Below are 17,539 nucleotides of genomic sequence, written 5' to 3'. Positions count from 1 at the left end.
CCTGCTCGCGTCACGCGCGCCTCACTCGACGCCCTGGCCCGCGGCGGTGGCAGCCGATGTCACAGCCTCCAGATACGCCAGCGCGCCCACCGGCTCCTCGGCAAAGAACACCAGGTCGGCGAGGGGCCGGGGCAGGAACCCCTCGTCCTCCATCCGCCGGAACTGCTCTTTCAGGCCGTCGTAGAAGCCTGCGGTGTTCAGCAGGACCACCGGCTTGTCGGTGTGGCCGTGCTTCTTCAGTTCCAGGATCTCGGTGGCCTCGTCGAGCGTTCCGGTGCCGCCCACCATGATCACCACGGCGTCGGCCTTCTCCAGGAGCAGCCTCTTCCGTTCGGCGAGGTCCTTCGCGATCACCATCTCGTCGGCACCGGGCCGCACCTTGGCCGCCAGGAAGCCCACGGAGACCCCGCAGAGCCGCCCTCCCGCCTCCTGCACGCCGTCGGCGACCACCTTCATCAGGCCTACGTCGGAGCCGCCCCAGACGAGCGTGTGCCCGCCCTTGCCCAGCAGTTTCGCGAACTCGCGCGCGGGACGCGTGTAGCGGTCGTCGAGGTCGGCGGCGGAGAGGAAGACGCAGATTCGCATGAGGTCACCGTACGCGGGAAGAACCGGGCGCCCGCGAGCGCTTTTCCGGTATGGCACAAGGACACACGATCACCATCGAGCAAGTCGACCAGCACGTGCGCGTGGTGCACGGCGAGCAGGTCCTGGCGGAGAGCGAGCGGGCCCTCGTGCTGCGCGAGACGGGCTGTCCGCCGCGGTACTACCTCCCCGCCGAGGACGTACGACTCGAGCTGTTGACCCCGTCCGACACCCACACCTACTGCCCGTTCAAGGGCACCGCGAGCTATTGGTCGCTGCCGGATGCGGCGGACCTGGTGTGGTCCTATCCCGAGCCCAAGCCCGAGGTCGCCGAGATCAAGGACCACCTCTGCTTCTACGAAGTCGAGGTGTCGTGAGCGAGTCGTGAGCGAGTAACCGCGATTATTTCTCCGCCTTGGGGCAGTCTCCACAGGCATGGACAAGAAGACCATTTCGCGCGACGGCACCTCCCTCGCGTATGAACGCACCGGGCAGGGGCCCGCGGTCATCCTCGTCAGTGGCGCGATGTCGACGGGCGCCACCGTGGCGCCCCTCGCCGGGCCGCTCTCCAGTCGTTTCAGCGTCATCTCCTACGACCGCCGGGGCCGCGGCGAGAGCGGCGACACCAAGCCGTACGAGGTGGCCCGAGAGGTCGAGGACCTTGCCGCACTTATCGACACGGCGGGCGGCGAGGCCTCGCTGTACGGCATCTCGTCGGGCGGCGCGCTCGTCCTGGAGGCGGCCGCGAGCGGGCTGCCGGTCCGTCGGGTCGCGGTGTACGAGGTGCCGTACGCCGTGTACGAAGGCGGCGCGAAGGAGCGCGCCGCGTACACCGAGCAGCTCGACGAGGCGCTCGGGCAGGGCCGGCGCGGGGACGCGGTCGAGCTGTTCCTCAGGCTCACCGGGCTGGCCGAGGAGATGATCCAGGGTGCCCGCAACTCCCCCATGTGGCCCGGCATGGAGACGATCGCGCCGAGCCTGGCGTACGACAACGCAGTGATGGGAGGCGGTCTGGTGCCGCGGGACCGGCTGGCCGGGATCGACGTGCCCGTCCTGTCCCTTGCGGGCAGCGCGAGCCCTGCCTGGATGCGCGAGGCCGCCCGGGCCGTGGCCGAAACGGCACCCCAGGGGACGTATCGCGTCCTGGAGGGCCAGACCCACATGGTGGATCCGAACGCCCTTGCGCCGGCGCTGGCGGAGTTCTTCTAGACGGGCGCGTAGACGGGCGCGTAAATGGGCGCGCTCCCACGTCAAGACTTAAAGAACCCGCAACCCACCGGGCCGGATAGTCACATAAGCTTCACAACCAACTCGCGCTTCCGGCGAGCCTCCTTGTCCCCCGGCATTCCGGCTCGCTTGTGGAGCACGACCCATGAACACCGCGCACACCCTGCCCGACGGCGGCATCCCGGCGGTCCCGCCGCAGCGCCGCCGCCGGGCCGAACCGCGCAAGGCCCTTTCCGGCCACGACCGGACCGGGCTGCTGCCCTCCCCTCCCGACGACCGGGAGAAGATCTCGTACGTCAGGCGCCATACCTGGGTGCTGACGTATTCCTCCGTCGTGGGATTCGTGTGCCTGGTGATCAGTCAGGTGCAGGCGGCGACGACCAGCGCGTGGATCTGGGCCTACGTCCCGTTCCTGCTGCTGTCCGTGGTGAGCTTTCTGATCTCGTTCCGGCTGGACGCCTTCACGCCGAGCTTCGACCTGCGCGGGCACCGCCGGCTGGTCAAGGCGTGGCAGCCGCAGCGGTACCCGGACGTCGACGTCTTCCTGCCCGTGTGCGGCGAGCCCATCGAGGTGCTGCACAACACCTGGCTGCATGTGCGCACGCTGGCCGAGCGCTACCCGGGAAGAGTCACCCCGATCGTGCTGGACGACTCCGACGACTCGGAGATCGGCGCGATGGCCGCCGACTTCGGCTTCCGGTATCTGGTGCGGCCCAATCGGGGCTGGATGAAGAAGGCGGGCAATCTGCGCCACGGCTTCGAGCGCTCGGCGGGCGAGTTCATCCTCATCCTGGACGCCGACTTCGCCCCGCGCGCGGATCTGCTGCACGAGCTGCTCCCGTACATGGACCGCGAGCCGCGCACCGGCATCGTGCAGTCGCCGCAGTTCTTCCGCGTCCTGGACCAGCAGAACTGGATCGAGCGCGGGGCGGCGGCCGTGCAGGAGCTGTTCTACCGCAGCGTCCAGGTGTCCCGGCAGAAGAGCGACGGCTCGATCTGCGTGGGCAGCTGCGCCGTGTACCGGCGCAGCGCGCTGGCGGAGATCGGCGGCACCAGCCTGGTCGAGCACTCCGAGGACATGTACACCGGCTTCGAACTGCGCGCGCGTGGATGGGATCTGACGTACGTGCCGGTCGCGCTGTCCACGGGGGTGTGCCCGGACACCGTGGGTGCCTTCTACAGCCAGCAGTACCGCTGGTGCATGGCCTCGCTCGCGATGCTCGGCAGCAGGGACTTCTGGCGCACGAAGATGCGCTTCGTCAGCCGGCTGTGCTATCTGTCCGGATTCATCTACTACGTCGAGACCGGCCTGCTGACCTTCAGCGGCCCGCTGATCGCCCTGACGATCATGCTGGCGGCCCCCGAGCAGCTGAAGCTGGCGAACATCGGCCTGGTGCTGCCCAGCGTGATCTACCTGACCGTGATCTACCCGATCTGGCACCGCAACCCCTACCGCCTGGAGGCCTGGGCCACCCGCATCCTGTACGGCTGGGCGCACGCCTTCGCCATCTGGGACACCGTGCGCCGCCGCCCGATGGGCTGGACGCCGACCGGAGCGGGCGGCGCCAAGGGCAGCAAGACGCGCCGCCTGTGGATCGGCATGTGGGCCTGGAGCGGGACGACGGCCGTGGCCTGGATCGCGGTCGCCGTCTGGCGGATGAGCACCTCGCTCAGCCCGTCCGACTACGCCCTGATGCTCGCCTCCGGCCTCTTCTACGGCGTCGCGGTCGCCCGCGCCCTCATCCAGCCGCACGCCGAGGCGGCCGCCGTATGAGCCGGACGACCGGGCCCCGCCGCCACCTGCTGCTCACCCTCGTCGGCTGCCTGCTGGCCACCGTCGCCGCCTGTGCGCCGCCCGCCCCGCAGGTCTCCCCGGCCGCGGCGGCCAAGGCGCAGCAGCAGACGCAGGGTGCCGAACCGCCGTACGACATACGCCCGTTGCTGAAGCCGGAGCACAAGTACCTCGGTGCCGCCTTCAACGGCTCGCCCCGCGCCGCCGCGCCCGTGGCCGCCTTCGCCGAGAAGGCGGGGAAGCGGCCCAATCTGCGTGAGTACTACGCGAAATGGGGCGACCCGTTCCAGCCGGACGTCAACCGTGCCGTGTGGGACGACGGCCAACTGCCCTTCCTGGTCTGGGAACCCTTCTCCCGTACGGCCGCGCAGATCGCCGCCGGACGGGACGACGCGTACATCCGGGAGTTCGCGGACGCCGTGCGCGACTACAACCGGCCGCTCGCGCTGAGCTTCGGGCACGAGATGAACGGCGGCTGGTACCCCTGGGGCAGCGAGAAGACCAGTGCCGCCGACTTCGCGCGCGCATGGCGGCACATCCACGACCTGTTCACGGACGAGGGCGCGGCCGATGTCATCTGGGTGTGGAGCCCGAACGTCATCAACCCGGTCCCGGACGTACGGCTCGAGCCGTACTACCCCGGGGACGCGTATGTCGACTGGGTCGGCGTCGTCGGCTACTACGCACTGAGCGGCCCGACCACCTTCCGCACCCTGTTCGGCCCGACCATGACCGAGATCCGCCGCTTCAGCCGCAAGCCGTTCGTCATCGCGGAGACGGGTGTCCAGGCCGGGGAGAGCAAGCCCACCGAGATCGCCGACCTGTTCGCGGGTGTACGCGCGCGTGGCGACGTGCTGGGCCTGGTCTGGTTCAACCTCAAGAAGGAGGCCGACTGGCGGATCAACAGCGGCCCGCTGTCGCTCGCCGCGTTCAAGAAGGCGGCGGCGGACGACTCCTTCGGCTTCGACGTCCGGAAACCGTAGGGGGCCCGTCAATGGAGCGCAACGACTCCACCATGCAACTGCCCGTGGCCAGGCCGAAGGCCCGGTCGAGGGTGGCCGAGACGATGCAGTTGCGGGTGCTCAGGCCCCGCAGGTCCGGCTACACGCTCCCCCCGGCCCCCGACTCCGGCTGGTCCGCCGCCCCGAGCTCGCGCCGCGCCCGGGTCAGCCGGCTCGTCCTGCTCGCCCTGCTGGTCATGCAGACCGCGCTGTCGCTGCGCCTGCAGAACACGGCCTTCGAGGACGAGGCGCTCTACCTGTTCGCCGGCCACGCCGAACTCGGCCACCTGCTGCACGGCACGAAGCTCTACGGCGGCTTCGAGAGCTACTTCTCCGGCGCGCCCGTCCTCTACCCGGTCCTGGCGGCCGCCGCCGACTCCGTCTTCGGGCTGGCCGGGGCCCGCGCGCTGAGCCTCGCCTGCATGCTGGGCTGCACATCCCTGCTGTACGCGATGACGCGCCGCCTGTTCAACGAGCGCGCGGGCCTGTGCGCCGCCGGCGTCTTCGCCATCGCCCAGTCCACGGCCTTCATGGGCAACTTCGCCACCTACGACGCCCTCGCCCTGTTCCTGCTGGCGCTGGCCGCCTGGATCGTCGTACGCACCGCGGACTCGCACCCGCTGCTCGCCCTGCTGGCCGCACCGGTGGCCGCGCTGGCGGTCGCGGTCAAGTACGCCTCGGCGCTGTACCTGCCCACCGTGGTCCTGCTCGGCGTGCTGACCGCCTACCAACGGCGCGGTCTGCCGCGGGCGCTGGGGCGGGGTGTGCTGCTGGCCGTGGCCACCGGCGCGCTGCTGGGCGCCGGGCTGTACGCCTCCGGATACCTGGCGGCGATCCAGTCCACCACGACGGCCCGTGCGGCCGGTACGACGCCCTCCTGGACGATCCTGCGGGACTCCGCCCGCTGGGGCGGCCTGGCGGTCGCCGTGGCCCTCCTGGGGGCGTTCAGCTACGTCCGCAGTGGCCGCATGAGCGAGATGCCGGGCTGGCGCGCGGCGCTGCCGGGGGCCCGCTGGCGGGCAGCGCTCGGACTGCTCCTGGTCGGCACGGCCCTGCTCGCGCCCGCCTACCAGCTGCACCTGCACACCGAGGTCTCGCTGCACAAGCACATCGGCTACGGCCTGTTCTTCGCGGCGCCGCTCGCCGGGGTCGGCGTCACCCGGCTGATGGGGGCCCACTTCAAGTACCCGCAGTGGGCGATCTTCCTGGGCGTGGTGCTGCTCTCCAGCGGGATGTCGCAGGCGTACGACAACTTCCACGTGTGGCCGGACTCCAGGGGCCTGGTGGCCGCCGTACGGCCCTACATGAGCGCGCACGGCCGCTACCTGGCCGACACCTACGAGGTGCCGGTCTACGCGCTGGGCCGGGACACCTCGTACCGCCAGTGGAACTCGACCTACACGATCGACTACACAAGCCGTTCCGGACGGCACCTCACCGGGGCCGCGGGCTTCAAGGCCGCGGTGGCCGAGCGGCACTTCACGCTGATCGTGCTGGACCGGGGCAACCCGACGGGCGAGAGCACGACCGTCCGCGACGCGCTCGTGCACTCGACCGGCTACCGCCTCATCGGCACGGTGCCCTATGCCACGGGCTGGGGCAGCAGCCGGTTCGAGCTCTGGGCGCCTTCCTAGGGCTTACGCGAGCGAAGTCGCCGTCCTCGCGCGCGTGGTCGTCGCGATCGTCGCCGAGCCCACCACGCGCGTGCCGTCGTACAGCACGATCGCCTGGCCGGGGGCGACGCCGCGGACCGGCTCCGTGAACGACACCTCCAGGCGGCCGTCGACCAGTTCGGCGGTGACCTCGGTCTCGCCGCCGTGGGCGCGCAGCTGGGCCGTGTAGCTGCCGGGGCCGGAGGGGGCGGTGCCGCACCAGCGGGGCTTGATCGCGGTCAGGGCGGTCACGTCCAGGGCGTCGGCCGGGCCGACCGTCACCGTGTTGTTCACCGGCGAGATGTCGAGGACGTAGCGCGGCTTGCCGTCGGGCGCCGGGGTGCCGATGCGCAGCCCCTTGCGCTGGCCGATGGTGAAGCCGTACGCGCCCTCGTGCGTGCCCAGCTTGGCGCCGGACTCGTCGACGATGTCGCCCTCGGCCTTGCCCAGCCTGTTCGCCAGGAAGCCCTGGGTGTCGCCGTCCGCGATGAAGCAGATGTCGTGCGAGTCGGGCTTCTTGGCGACCGCCAGGCCGCGGCGCTCGGCCTCGGCGCGGATCTCGTCCTTGGTCGTCACCGTGTCCCCGAGCGGGAAGAGCGCGTGGGCGAGCTGCTTCTCGTCGAGGACGCCGAGGACGTACGACTGGTCCTTGGCCATGTCGGAGGCGCGGTGCAGCTCGCGCGTGCCGTCCTCGTTCACGATCACCTGGGCGTAGTGGCCGGTGCAGACCGCGTCGAAGCCGAGCGCGAGGGCCTTGTCCAGCAGGGCGGCGAACTTGATCTTCTCGTTGCAGCGCAGGCACGGGTTGGGGGTGCGGCCGGCCTCGTACTCGGCGACGAAGTCCTCGACCACGTCCTCGCGGAAGCGGTCGGCGAGGTCCCAGACGTAGAACGGGATGCCGATGACGTCCGCGGCGCGGCGGGCGTCGCGGGAGTCCTCGATGGTGCAACAGCCACGCGCGCCCGTGCGGAAGGATTGCGGGTTCGCGGAGAGCGCGAGGTGGACGCCGGTCACGTCATGGCCGGCTTCGGCGGCGCGGGCGGCGGCGACGGCGGAGTCCACTCCGCCGGACATGGCGGCGAGTACGCGAAGAGGGCGGGGGCGCTGCGTGGTGTCAGTCATAGCCCTTCAAGAGTACGGGGCGCGGGAACCGGAGCCCCCGAGTATCCGTTGGTGATCGCATGGGGGCGAGGAAGAGCGATACGGACCGGCACATCGGGCGCCGTGCGCTGCTGCTGGGCGGGGCGGCGGCCGCCGTCGGCACGGCCGTGCTGGCGCGCAAGGAGCTGTCGCATCTGTGGTGGCGGCTGCCGGGGGTGGAGAAGCCGCGGGTGCCGGGCGCGGTGGACTTCCGGGGCGCCACCTGGGTGGCGGCCTCGTCGTCCAACTACCGGCGGGCCGACCGGCCGGACGACTACTCGATAGACCGGGTGATCATCCATGTCACCCAGGGCGGCTTCGCGAGCGCGGTCAAGGCCTTCCAGGATCCGGACCACAAGGCCGCGGCCCACTACATAGTCCGCAAGGACGGGCACATCACCCAGATGATCCGCGAGCTGGACGTGGCGTTCCACGCGGGCAACCGGGAGTACAACGAACGCAGTGTCGGCATCGAGCACGAGGGCTTCGTGGAGCGCGCCTCCTCGTTCACGGACGCGATGTACGCGGCCTCCGCGCGGCTGACGGCGGGGATATGCGGGCGGTACGGCATCCCCGTCGACCGGGAGCACATCATCGGGCATGTGGAGGTGCCGGGACGGACCACACCGATCCGGGGCGGTACTGGGACTGGGACCGGTACATGGGGCTCGTGCGGTCTGCGATGACAACGAAGTCGTAAAGCCTTCCGCCGGGACGACGTGTCCGATGCGTCCCTCCCGCCGTGCGCGATCAGGCGTTCCTCAACTTGGCTTTTTTTCAAGGGAGTTAACCGATCTCGCCGCTCACGGCACCCTCACAGCGGACGCGGCCTGCTCCTAACTTCGTCCCAGTCTTCCCATAGCCCGCGGGTCAAACATCCCGGGCCATGGCTGACATCACCGAGCCCGGTAGCACCACGGGCAGAAGCAACGACGGCAAGCACTCCAAGAGCAGCAGGACCGCCGGCGGGAAAGGCATGCACCGGCGCAGGTTCCTCGGCGGCATGGCCGGAGTCGGCCTCGGGGCCGTCGCCGGGGCCGGGGCCGCCTTCTCCCTGCTGACCGAGGCGGGCAGGAACAAGGCCGGGGCCGCGACCAACACCGCCACCCTGACCGTCCCGGACCTGCTGGAGGGCACCACGTCCGACAGCACCACCACCTTCACGCTGGAGGCGAAGACCGGCACCGCCGAGGTGATCTCCGGGGTCACCAGCGACACGATGGGCTACAACCAGTCCTTCCTCGGCCCCACCATGAAGTGGACCAGTGGCGACACGGTCCTGCTCAACATCACCAACAGCCTGGGCGAGGACACCACTGTCCACTTCCACGGCGCCCATGTCCCGGCCAAGATGGACGGCGGCCCCCAGGTCGCCTTCGCCGACGGGGAGACCTGGTCCCCGACGTTCACGGTCAAGGACGACGCCAAGACGCTCTGGTACCACCCGCACGCCCTGGGCACCACGGCCAAGCAGGCCGTGCACGGTCTGGCCGGCATGATCATCGTGGAGGACGACTCCACGGCGTCCTCCGACCTGCCGAGCACCTACGGCACCGACGACATCCCGCTCATCTTCCAGAGCCTCGCCACCGACAGCGCCGGTGACCTCAAGTACAACCTGACCGGCTATCTGAGCAGCGGGCTGAGCTTCCCGCTGCTGCTGAACGGCACCAACGTCGACGACACCACGCTCACCTTCACGGCGACCAAGACCCGCACCCGGTTCCGCGTGCTCAACGCCTCGCCGTCCGACATCATCACCATCCAGCGAAGCGACGGCGGCACGCTCAACCAGATCGCCACCGACCAGGGCTACCTCACCGCGGCCACCGAGGTGGACAGCATCCGGCTGGTGGCGGGCGCCCGCGCCGAGTTCGTGCTGGACCTGTCGGACGCCGTGACGCTGCAGGCCGTGGTCACCACCGGGTGGGTGCGCGGCGGCAGCGGCACCTACGACGTGCTCGCGATCACCGCGTCCGGCACCGACACCCCGGACGACCTGCCGAGCTCGCTCAACACGATCGACCGGTACGACACGAGCGACTTCACCGCCCGGACCATCACGCTCGGCCAGAGCGGCACGACGATGACGATCAACGGCTCGGCCGGCACGAGCATGTCCTCCATGGCCATGATCAGCACCACGCTGGGGTCCAAGGAGATCTGGACGATCAAGAACAGCACGCAGCTGGAGCACTCGTTCCATCTGCACGATGTGCCGTACCAGTTGATCTCCATCAACGGCGACGATCCGACCGGTGTCGACCTCGGCTGGTTCGACACCTACGAAGTGGTCGGCGGCGGATCCATCGAGATCGCCATGGAGTTCACGGACTTCTCCGACGACACCTACATGTACATGCTTCACTGCCATCTGCTGCAGCACGAGGACGAGGGCATGATGGCGTCCCTCATGATCACCGACAGCTAGCGACCGTCAGACCGGCACGGTTCAGGTCAGCCCGGCGGCTCGAGCACGCTCGACCGCCGGGCCGATCGCCTTGGCGACCGCCTCGACGTCCGCCTCCGTGGAGGTGTGGCCGAGGGAGAAGCGGAGGGTGCCGCGGGCCAGGTCGGGGGCGGTGCCGGTGGCCAGCAGGACATGGCTGGGCTGAGCGACACCCGCGGTGCAGGCGGAGCCGGTGGAGCACTCGATGCCCTGGGCGTCGAGCAGCAGAAGCAGGGAGTCGCCCTCGCAGCCGGGGAAGGTGAAGTGGGCGTTGGCCGGCAGCCGGTCCACCGGGTCCCCGCCCAGGATCGCGTCCGGAACCGCCGTACGGACCGCCTCGACCAGGCTGTCGCGCAGGGCGCCGATCTCCCGCTCGAACCACTCGCGCTGCTCGGCGGCGAGGCGTCCGGCCACCGCGAAGGAGGCGACGGCGGGGACGTCGAGGGTGCCGGAGCGGACATGGCGCTCCTGGCCGCCGCCGTGCAGGACGGGTACGGGGGTGTACTCGCGGCCGAGGACCAGGGCGCCGATGCCGTACGGGCCGCCGATCTTGTGGCCGGAGACCGTCATCGCGGCGAGGCCGGAGGCGGCGAAGTCGACCGGGACCTGGCCGAAGGCCTGGACCGCGTCGGCGTGCAGCGGGATGCCGAACTCCCCTGCCGCATCGGCGAGTTCACGGACCGGCATGACCGTGCCGATCTCGTTGTTCGCCCACATCACGGTGGCCAGGGCCACGTCGTCGGGGTTGCGGGCGATCGCCTCGCGCAGCGCCTCGGGGTGCACCCGTCCGTACGCGTCGACCGGGAGGTACTCGACGGTGGCGCCCTCGTGTTCACCGAGCCAGTGCACGGCGTCGAGGACGGCGTGGTGTTCGACGGGGCTGGCGAGGACGCGGGTGCGGGCCGGGTCGGCGTCGCGGCGGGACCAGTACAGGCCCTTCACGGCGAGGTTGTCGGCCTCGGTGCCGCCGGAGGTGAGAACGACCTCGCTGGGGCGGGCGCCGAGCGCCTCCGCAAGGGTCTCGCGGGCCTCCTCGACGGTACGGCGGGCCTGCCGGCCGGAGGCGTGGAGGGAGGAGGCGTTGCCCGTGACGCTCAGCTGGGCGGTCATCGCCTCGACTGCCTCGGGGAGCATCGGGGTGGTCGCGGCGTGGTCGAGGTAAGCCATGGTGGGGCCGATTCTACGGGGCCCCTGTCGTCGGCCGTACGTCCAGGCCGGGCTCGGCGACCGGGCCCCGTCGTCCTCGGGGAGGTCGGCCGTTCGTCATGGTGTGTGCCTCGGGGTCACAGGCTCCAGGAAACCGTGTTGGACATCTGCATGGCGATCACCAGGACCGCCAGGTCGGCCACTCCCAGGCCCAGGCCGAGGTACGCGCGCCCGCGGCGGGTGGTGCCGCGCCAGAGGGCGACGGCGGCCAGGACGATGGCGACGGGGCCGAGGAAGACGTTCAGCACGAGGAGGCCGAGGAGGCCGAGGATGAAGGACGCCACGGCCATGCCGTCGGCGTCGCGGGCGGGCTTGCGGGTGGTGGTGTCGGTGCGGCTCGTGGCCGGGGCGGTCAGTTGCATCGTGCTCATCTCCAGGGACGGGAAGTCGGGTCGGGCGGTCAGTTGGCCGAGGTGCGGCGGCTGTGGCGCTCGCGGGCGGCGAAGATGCCGAGCCAGACGGCGATGCCGGCGGCCACGAGAGCGGTGACGGTCAGCGGCGCGTGGGCCACGGTGCCCAGGACGACGCCGAGGAGCATGAGTGCGGCGACGAGGAACAGCATGGGATTCGATCCCCCTCCAGGACGCCCGGAAGGGCGCCTCTCGTTAAGTTTCGGTGAACGGTTGTAGTAACACTTGTTCACTGACTCCAGAGTCTAGCGCGCCCTACGGCTTTTCAAATCCAGAGAACAGTTGTTAACTGGATGACATGAGTCACACCCTCGGCATCCGGCAGGCCCAGAAGCAGAAGACCCGGCAGGCGCTCCTGGACGCGGCGCTCGGTCTGCTGGAGGAGCAGAGCCTGAGCAGTCTGGGCCTGCGCGAGGTCACGCGCGCCGTCGGCGTCGCCCCGACCGCCTTCTACCGCCATTTCCGCTCCACGGCGGACCTCGGCGTGTCCCTGGTCGAGGAGGCGCTGGGCAGCCTGCACCCGATGATCCGGACGACGGTGGCCACGGGCGACAGCAGCGACGAACGGATAGCACGCGCCATCGAGTTGATCGCCGGCCATGTGGACGCGTACCCCGCCCATGTCCGCTTCATCGCCCGCGAGCGGCACGGCGGAGTCCAGCCGGTGAGGGAGGCCATCCGGGACCAACTGGCCCGGTTCGCCGAGGAGGTGAAGACCGAGCTGGCCAAGGACCCCGAGTCGGTGGGCTGGAACGACGACGACCTGCTCATGCTGGCCCATCTGTACGTGGACCAGATGCTGATCACCGCGTCGCTGTTCCTGGAGGCGCTGGAGGGCCCGAAGGAGGAGCGCGAGCGTGTGGCGCAGGTCGCGACCCGGCAGATGCGGCTGATCAGCATCGGCCGGCATCACTGGCCGGCCTGAGCCCGGACGCCCGGGCAGCAGACAGGCAACACGCAGGGGCGGCACCCCCGTTCACCGGGGGTGCCGCCCCTTGTCGTACGCCGGCGTACGGCGTCCGAGGTCAGTTCTTGGTCGCCTGCGCGCTGGGGGCGCCGCTGGGTGCGGCACCACCGCCGCCGGGACCGCCCTGACCGCCGCCGCAGCCGCCGCCCTGGCCGCCTCCGCCGGGGCCGCCCTGACCGCCGCCGGCGGCCGCGCCGGCGCTGGGCGCGCCGCTCGGCATGCCCGAGGGCGCGCCGGACGGCTTGGCGGTGGCGTTGCCGGTGGGGGCGCTCGAAGGAGCACCCGAGGGGGCGCCGCTCGGGCGCCCGGAGGCGTTGCCGGTCGGTGCCTGACAGGCCTGCTGCTGCCCGGAGTTGCCGCTGTTCGAGGACGACGACGAGTCGCCCGAACCGCAGGCCGCCAGGACCAGAGGCGAGAGCGCCAGCAGGGCCACTGCGGGGACGAGACGCACACGCTTCATGAGAAACAACTCCAAGGAAGATGAGGGAACCTTGAGGCGGGCACTCAATCAACGGCGCTTAGGGCTTCCTTGGGGGCGGTCTGTCCCCGGCCTGTGATTCAGGTAAAGAGGATCTCAAGAGACCGCGCTGACCTGGGGCTTCACAAACCGGTCTCGCCTACTCGCTGGTACAGGTCCGTGACAGAAGCGGCCGCGGCGGCGAGCTCCGCGCGCACCTCGGGCGGCGAGAGGACCTCGACCTGATCGGAGAACGCCAGAAGTTGGCGGGCCGCGCGGGCGAACGCGTACGAGAGTCGCGCGGTCACCCACTCGCTCTCGCCGTCGTCGTCGGGGAGTTCGGTGAGGTACGAGGCGTTCAGGCGCAGGAACATGTCGAGGCGGTCGCGGCGGACGCGGACGGTGACGTCGAGTCCGCCGGGCCGCTCCTCGACCTGGCGGCGCAACACCTCCCACACATGCGCAAGTTCGACGCCGGGCCGCCGCTGCACGGCGTCGTCCAGGACGGTGGCGGACTGCACCCGGTCGGCGCGGAAGAGCTGCGGTTTCGTACGGCGGTCGGCGACGAGGTACCAGACACCCGCTTTCGACACGAGCCCGTACGGGTCGACGGTGTACGTCCGCGCCTCCTGCGTCCCGCTGTGCCGGTAGCGCAGCCGCAGCCGGCGGTCGGCGAAGACGGCGTCCTGCAGGGTGTCCAGGTCGACGGCGGGTTGCGGACCGCCCTTCCAGCGCGTGGCGTCGACGAGGATGCGGCGGGAGGTCACCTCGGCGGCCGGGCGGTACGGCGCCGGCAGCGCGGCCATCACCTTGCGCAGCGCCGAGCCGAGCGCCGCGTCCAGGCCGAGCGCGGCGTGTACGCCCTGGCCGGCGAGGATGAACAGGGCGCGGGACTCGTCGGCGGTCAGGCCCGTGACGTCCGTACGGAACCCGGCGAGCAGCTCGATGCCGCCGTGCCGCCCGCGCTCGGCGTAGACCGGGACGCCGGAGGCCGACAGGGCCTCGACGTCGCGGTAGATGGTCCGCACCGACACCTCCAGCCGGTCGGCGAGTTCGTGCGCGGGAACGCGGCCACGGGTCTGCAGGAGCAGCAGGATCGAGAGCAGTCGGTCGGACTTCACGGCACCAGAATCGCGCCGCGCGAAGGTCTCCGGCAAATGTTGACGGAAACTGTCAGGTTATGCGCCGACTCTCTGACTCAACAGCCCTTCGGAGAGAGGCCCCATGAACGCCATGAACACCACGAACGCCATCGACCCCCGCCCCGTGTACACCCGCGCCACCGAGCAGATGGCGGCGCTCATCAAGACCGTACGTCCCGAGCAGCTGACCGGCCCGACGCCCTGTACCGAGTTCGACGTGCGCACCCTGCTCAGCCACATCGTCGGCGGCACCCTGCGTATCGCGGTGGTCGGCGAGGGCGGCGACGGGCTCGCCGTACGCCCGTTCGCGGACGACGTGGCGGACGACGACTGGACGGCCGTGTACGACGAGGTCCGCACCCGGGTCCTCAAGGCCTGGGAGAGCGACTCCCGCATGGAGGCACCGGTCCGCGTGCCGTGGGGTGAGGTCCCCGGCCGTGCGGCCCTCTCCGGCTACGTCATGGAACTGGTGACCCACACCTGGGACCTCTCCGAGTCCCTCGGCCACCCCCTCGAACTCGACCCGGAACTGGCCGAATTCGCCCTCACCACCGCCCACCGCGTCCTGCCCGACCCCCACCGCGACGAACAGACCCCCTTCGGCGACGTCCTGCCGAGTCCCGAAGACGCCGACACCTACCGGCAGTTGGCAGCCTGGCTCGGGCGGGAAGCGCTCAGCCGAGCCTGACCCGGGCCAGCTGGCGGGACTGTGCCACCAGTCGGTCGCTGCTGTCCCAGACCTCCGCGTCCTCCTCCAGGAAGCCGCCGGCGAGGTTGCGGGTGGTGATCGAGACGCGGAGGGGGCCGGGGGCCGGGCGGGAGCGGACGTGGACCGTGAGCTCCACTGTCGGCACCCAGCCCTTCAGTCCGAGTTCGAAGGCGGTGGGCGGGAGCGCGTCCACCGCAAGCAGCAGGGACAGGGGGTCGGCGTCCCGGCCGTCCGCCAGGCCGAACCAGGCGCGCATCTCGCCCTTGCCGGACGGTGCGCCGAGTGCCCAGCCGAGGGTGGCGGGGTCGATCTTGATCATCAGGCGGTCGGTGATCGCCGAGCTGCCGGAGACGGGGGCAGGACCGTCCTGGGGACCGAAGCACTGGTCCATGGGCGGCAACGCCGGCGGGACGGCCGTCGTGCGGACGTCGTCCGGCAGTGCGTCCAGGTCGCCGTAGGAGGCGAGGACGCGGATGCGCTCCACCTCGCGGCCCTGCTCGTCGTACTGGAAGAGCGAGGCCTGGCCGGTCGACAGGGTGCGGCCCGTCCGTACGACGTCGGTGCGGACGACCGCCGGGCCCGGCTGGGACGCCGTCAGGTAGTGCGCCGAGATCGTGAACGGGTCGGCGTGCGGCAGGGCGTCCGCGAGTGCGCGGCCCAGGACGGCCAGCAGATAGCCGCCGTTGACGGCGTTGATGATGGTCCAGCCGGCGGAGAGGTCGATGTCGTACACGCCGGGTGCGCGCGGGACGAGGGCAGTGTCCCGGTCGAACTCGCTGTCACCGATGGTGGCCCTGACGGCCTGCACGGAAGCTGCTTCTGACATGCCTGAACCGTACAATGAGAAATTACTAAGCGGTAGCTTTTGAGGTTACGGCTGCGTGACACGTCCCGGCCAACCCCACCCTCCCGGGTGAGGTTCCGGCAATTTCTTGGTAAGTGTCCGCACTCGTCCTCAACCCGAGGGCCTGTCTGCCCCTCTATGGGGACATGAGCCTCACCGGGACTCCGTTCCTCTACACACTGATCGTGCTGTTCACGGTCGCCCTGATACTGCCGCTCGCCCTGTGGACGCGGATGCGCGGGCCCAAGGCCCTGCGCACGGCCGCCCGGATGCTGATGCTGCTGTTCGCCCAGGGGACGGCAGTCGCGCTGGTCTTCACCATGGTCAACAACGCCAACAACCTGTACGACAACTGGGACGACCTGCTCGGCACGGGCAACCACGTGCAGCAGGCGGCCAACCTCGGCGCCGACGGCACCGGCGGAATAGCGCTGAAACGGTTGCCCAAGGTCAGGCAGAACTTCTCCCCGGCCACCGGACCGGGGATGCGCGGCGTGCGCGAGACGCAGCTCAAGGGCCGTGTCTCCGGCGTGAACGCCGAGGTCTACGTGTGGCTGCCGCCGCAGTACGACGAGCCCGCCTACCGCCACCACAAGTTCCCGGTGGTGGAGCTGCTGCCCGGCTACCCGGGCTCTGCGAAGGCGTGGTTCGGGTCGATGAAGGCCACCCAGCAACTGGCCCCGCTGATGCGCAGCGGCCAGGTCGCGCCGTTCATCCTGGTCGCCCCGCGCACCAATCTGCTGGCCGGCGTGGACACGGGCTGTGCGAACATCCCGGGCCAGGTCAACGCCGACAGCTGGCTCAGCATCGACGTACCGAAGATGGTCATGGACAACTTCCGCGCCGAGCCCGGCCCCAAGGGCTGGGCGGTCGCCGGATACTCGGCCGGCGCGCACTGCGCGGTCAAGCTCGCCGTCGCGCACCCCAACCGCTACATGGCCGCGATCAGCATGTCCGGCTACAACGACCCGATCGGCGAACGCAATTCGCTCGCCGCACAGAACCCGACGGTCAGGGCCCAGAACAACCCCTACCTGCTGCTGAGGAAGTCCCCCACCCCGCCCCGGATCGCCCTGTACGTCTCCGGCCAGCCGCACGACGGCTACGAGGCCGGCGTCGCCCTCGAGCAGACCGCGAAGGCGCCGACGACCGTGCACGTCATCTTCATCCCGAAGAGCGCGGGCGGCCACACCATGGCGCTGTGGCGGCCGCAGGTGGTCCCGTCGTTCCGCTGGCTCTCCGTGGAGATGGGCCAGCACCGCGGCCGGAGCCGGGCCACTACTCCTCGCGTACCGTCGACCGCCGGTTCCACGCACGCGGAGCTCGCCAGTGGTACTTCATCGCAAGCAGGCGCAGCACGAAGGCGGTGACGACCGCGAGCCCGCTGGTGAACGGGGTCAGGACGTCGTAGCGGATGCACAGGACGACCATGGTGGCGCCGACGATCGCCGGGACCGCGTACAGGTCGCGGTCCCAGCGCAGCAGTGAGGGAACCTCGTTGGCGAGCACGTCCCGGAGCACACCGCCGCCCACGGCGGTGGCGAGGCCGAGGGTCGCCGACTGGGTGAGGCCGAGCCCGTACTCGTACGCCTTGGTCGTCCCGGCGACGCAGAACAGGCCGAGGCCGGCCGCGTCGAAGACGTTGACGGCGACCTGGATGCGCTCCACCTGCGGGTGGAGGAAGACCACGAGAAGGGCGGCGAGGAGCGGGGTGATGAAGTAGCCCAGGTCCGTGAAGGCGGCCGGGGGCACGGCCCCGATGATCAGGTCCCGGAACAGTCCTCCGCCCAGCGCGGTGACCTCGGCGAGCACGGCGATGCCGAAGACGTCGAAGTTCTTGCGGACGGCCAGCAGCGCGCCGGAGATGGCGAACACGAAGATGCCGACGAGGTCGAGCGTGTGCTGGACGGAGGGGCTGAACAGTTGCTGAAGCACCCCACATTCTTACCGAGGGGTCCTTA

At 70.4% G+C, this 17,539-nt stretch carries 18 protein-coding genes and 1 pseudogene; 10 read left to right on the top strand and 9 right to left on the bottom strand.

What is annotated here, in order from left to right; translation table 11 throughout:
* Positions 1–21 precede the first annotated feature (21 nt).
* A complete protein-coding gene (locus ACFY10_RS26085) occupies positions 22–585 on the bottom strand; it encodes a TIGR00730 family Rossman fold protein (RefSeq protein ID WP_390667630.1) in 564 nt (187 codons plus the stop codon).
* 50 nt (positions 586–635) lie between these two features.
* On the opposite strand from ACFY10_RS26085, the gene ACFY10_RS26080 reads away from it, so the two are divergent.
* The 5 genes from ACFY10_RS26080 to ACFY10_RS26060 all read left to right on the top strand — a co-directional run bounded on the left by ACFY10_RS26080 (position 636) and on the right by ACFY10_RS26060 (position 6,236).
* Positions 636–959, top strand: a complete 324-nt coding sequence (locus tag ACFY10_RS26080) for a DUF427 domain-containing protein (protein ID WP_390667629.1) — start codon at positions 636–638, stop codon at positions 957–959.
* Between the two features lie 58 nt (positions 960–1,017).
* Positions 1,018–1,791, top strand: coding sequence for an alpha/beta fold hydrolase (locus ACFY10_RS26075; protein ID WP_390667628.1), 774 nt, complete (start codon positions 1,018–1,020; stop codon positions 1,789–1,791).
* A 163-nt stretch (positions 1,792–1,954) separates the two neighbouring features.
* The gene (locus ACFY10_RS26070) at positions 1,955–3,583 is read left to right on the top strand and encodes a glycosyltransferase family 2 protein (protein WP_390667627.1); all 1,629 of its coding nucleotides are present in this window, start codon (positions 1,955–1,957) and stop codon (positions 3,581–3,583) included.
* Positions 3,580–4,584, top strand: coding sequence for a glycoside hydrolase family 26 protein (locus tag ACFY10_RS26065; RefSeq protein ID WP_390667626.1), 1,005 nt, complete (start codon positions 3,580–3,582; stop codon positions 4,582–4,584). The genes ACFY10_RS26070 and ACFY10_RS26065 overlap by 4 nt, the downstream gene beginning before the upstream one ends.
* A gap of 11 nt (positions 4,585–4,595) precedes the next feature.
* Entirely contained in the window at positions 4,596–6,236 is a 1,641-nt protein-coding gene (locus tag ACFY10_RS26060) for a glycosyltransferase family 39 protein (protein ID WP_390667625.1), read from the top strand.
* Positions 6,237–6,239: 3 nt separating this feature from the next.
* Here ACFY10_RS26060 and mnmA read toward each other — a convergent pair whose 3' ends face one another.
* Entirely contained in the window at positions 6,240–7,376 is a 1,137-nt protein-coding gene (mnmA, locus tag ACFY10_RS26055) for a tRNA 2-thiouridine(34) synthase MnmA (RefSeq protein ID WP_390667624.1), read from the bottom strand.
* Positions 7,377–7,435: 59 nt separating this feature from the next.
* Between mnmA and ACFY10_RS26050 the strand changes: the two are divergent.
* Together ACFY10_RS26050 and ACFY10_RS26045 are read left to right on the top strand one after the other, a co-directional pair.
* A pseudogene (locus ACFY10_RS26050) lies at positions 7,436–8,094 on the top strand (N-acetylmuramoyl-L-alanine amidase).
* 186 nt (positions 8,095–8,280) lie between these two features.
* On the top strand, positions 8,281–9,825 hold the full coding sequence (locus ACFY10_RS26045) for a multicopper oxidase family protein (protein WP_390667623.1): 1,545 nt from the start codon (positions 8,281–8,283) through the stop codon (positions 9,823–9,825).
* Between the two features lie 21 nt (positions 9,826–9,846).
* Here ACFY10_RS26045 and ACFY10_RS26040 read toward each other — a convergent pair whose 3' ends face one another.
* The 3 genes from ACFY10_RS26040 to ACFY10_RS26030 form a co-directional block, all read right to left on the bottom strand.
* A complete protein-coding gene (locus ACFY10_RS26040; RefSeq protein WP_390667622.1) occupies positions 9,847–11,010 on the bottom strand; it encodes a cysteine desulfurase family protein in 1,164 nt (387 codons plus the stop codon).
* A gap of 116 nt (positions 11,011–11,126) precedes the next feature.
* On the bottom strand, positions 11,127–11,411 hold the full coding sequence (locus ACFY10_RS26035) for a DUF4190 domain-containing protein (RefSeq protein ID WP_390667879.1): 285 nt from the start codon (positions 11,409–11,411) through the stop codon (positions 11,127–11,129).
* A 38-nt stretch (positions 11,412–11,449) separates the two neighbouring features.
* Complete coding sequence (locus tag ACFY10_RS26030) at positions 11,450–11,611, bottom strand: hypothetical protein (protein ID WP_030942782.1); 162 nt, start codon at positions 11,609–11,611, stop codon at positions 11,450–11,452.
* 146 nt (positions 11,612–11,757) lie between these two features.
* Here ACFY10_RS26030 and ACFY10_RS26025 point away from each other — a divergent pair, with 146 nt between their 5' ends.
* The gene (locus ACFY10_RS26025; protein WP_390667621.1) at positions 11,758–12,384 is read left to right on the top strand and encodes a TetR family transcriptional regulator; all 627 of its coding nucleotides are present in this window, start codon (positions 11,758–11,760) and stop codon (positions 12,382–12,384) included.
* 100 nt (positions 12,385–12,484) lie between these two features.
* Here ACFY10_RS26025 and ACFY10_RS26020 read toward each other — a convergent pair whose 3' ends face one another.
* Positions 12,485–12,886 (bottom strand): hypothetical protein, encoded by a 402-nt coding sequence (locus ACFY10_RS26020; protein ID WP_390667620.1) that lies wholly within the window; start codon positions 12,884–12,886, stop codon positions 12,485–12,487.
* A 140-nt stretch (positions 12,887–13,026) separates the two neighbouring features.
* A complete protein-coding gene (locus ACFY10_RS26015) occupies positions 13,027–14,004 on the bottom strand; it encodes a helix-turn-helix transcriptional regulator (RefSeq protein ID WP_390667619.1) in 978 nt (325 codons plus the stop codon).
* A gap of 112 nt (positions 14,005–14,116) precedes the next feature.
* On the opposite strand from ACFY10_RS26015, the gene ACFY10_RS26010 reads away from it, so the two are divergent.
* A complete protein-coding gene (locus ACFY10_RS26010) occupies positions 14,117–14,713 on the top strand; it encodes a TIGR03086 family metal-binding protein (RefSeq protein WP_390667618.1) in 597 nt (198 codons plus the stop codon).
* Here ACFY10_RS26010 and ACFY10_RS26005 read toward each other — a convergent pair.
* Positions 14,700–15,560 (bottom strand): thioesterase family protein, encoded by an 861-nt coding sequence (locus tag ACFY10_RS26005; RefSeq protein ID WP_390667617.1) that lies wholly within the window; start codon positions 15,558–15,560, stop codon positions 14,700–14,702. The genes ACFY10_RS26010 and ACFY10_RS26005 overlap by 14 nt on opposite strands.
* 164 nt (positions 15,561–15,724) lie before the next feature.
* Between ACFY10_RS26005 and ACFY10_RS26000 the strand changes: the two genes are divergently transcribed.
* Positions 15,725–16,948 carry an alpha/beta hydrolase gene (locus ACFY10_RS26000; RefSeq protein ID WP_390667616.1) on the top strand — a complete coding sequence of 408 codons (1,224 nt, stop codon included), beginning with the start codon at positions 15,725–15,727 and terminating at the stop codon, positions 16,946–16,948.
* On the opposite strand, the gene ACFY10_RS25995 is transcribed toward ACFY10_RS26000, so the two are convergent.
* Positions 16,857–17,513, bottom strand: a complete 657-nt coding sequence (locus ACFY10_RS25995; protein ID WP_390667615.1) for a trimeric intracellular cation channel family protein — start codon at positions 17,511–17,513, stop codon at positions 16,857–16,859. The genes ACFY10_RS26000 and ACFY10_RS25995 overlap by 92 nt on opposite strands.
* Between the last annotated feature and the right edge of the window lie 26 nt (positions 17,514–17,539).

The sequence above is a fragment of the Streptomyces sp. NPDC001401 genome, from assembly GCF_042895385.1.
Classification (GTDB): Bacteria; Actinomycetota; Actinomycetes; order Streptomycetales; family Streptomycetaceae; genus Streptomyces.
Note: the sequence above shows the minus strand (reverse complement) of the source record. Positions and strands in the feature narration are given on the sequence as shown.

Coding starts and splice junctions, on each gene's coding strand:
- ACFY10_RS26060 (WP_390667625.1), top strand. CDS start 4,596: ATGGAGCGCAACGACTCCACCATGCAACTGCCCGTGGCCAGGCCGAAG.
- ACFY10_RS26030 (WP_030942782.1), bottom strand. CDS start 11,611: ATGCTGTTCCTCGTCGCCGCACTCATGCTCCTCGGCGTCGTCCTGGGC.
- ACFY10_RS26025 (WP_390667621.1), top strand. CDS start 11,758: ATGAGTCACACCCTCGGCATCCGGCAGGCCCAGAAGCAGAAGACCCGG.
- mnmA (WP_390667624.1), bottom strand. CDS start 7,376: ATGACTGACACCACGCAGCGCCCCCGCCCTCTTCGCGTACTCGCCGCC.
- ACFY10_RS26045 (WP_390667623.1), top strand. CDS start 8,281: ATGGCTGACATCACCGAGCCCGGTAGCACCACGGGCAGAAGCAACGAC.
- ACFY10_RS26005 (WP_390667617.1), bottom strand. CDS start 15,560: ATGTCAGAAGCAGCTTCCGTGCAGGCCGTCAGGGCCACCATCGGTGAC.
- ACFY10_RS26010 (WP_390667618.1), top strand. CDS start 14,117: ATGAACACCACGAACGCCATCGACCCCCGCCCCGTGTACACCCGCGCC.
- ACFY10_RS26065 (WP_390667626.1), top strand. CDS start 3,580: ATGAGCCGGACGACCGGGCCCCGCCGCCACCTGCTGCTCACCCTCGTC.
- ACFY10_RS26000 (WP_390667616.1), top strand. CDS start 15,725: ATGAGCCTCACCGGGACTCCGTTCCTCTACACACTGATCGTGCTGTTC.
- ACFY10_RS26070 (WP_390667627.1), top strand. CDS start 1,955: ATGAACACCGCGCACACCCTGCCCGACGGCGGCATCCCGGCGGTCCCG.
- ACFY10_RS26075 (WP_390667628.1), top strand. CDS start 1,018: ATGGACAAGAAGACCATTTCGCGCGACGGCACCTCCCTCGCGTATGAA.
- ACFY10_RS26035 (WP_390667879.1), bottom strand. CDS start 11,411: ATGCAACTGACCGCCCCGGCCACGAGCCGCACCGACACCACCACCCGC.
- ACFY10_RS26080 (WP_390667629.1), top strand. CDS start 636: ATGGCACAAGGACACACGATCACCATCGAGCAAGTCGACCAGCACGTG.
- ACFY10_RS26085 (WP_390667630.1), bottom strand. CDS start 585: ATGCGAATCTGCGTCTTCCTCTCCGCCGCCGACCTCGACGACCGCTAC.
- ACFY10_RS26020 (WP_390667620.1), bottom strand. CDS start 12,886: ATGAAGCGTGTGCGTCTCGTCCCCGCAGTGGCCCTGCTGGCGCTCTCG.
- ACFY10_RS26040 (WP_390667622.1), bottom strand. CDS start 11,010: ATGGCTTACCTCGACCACGCCGCGACCACCCCGATGCTCCCCGAGGCA.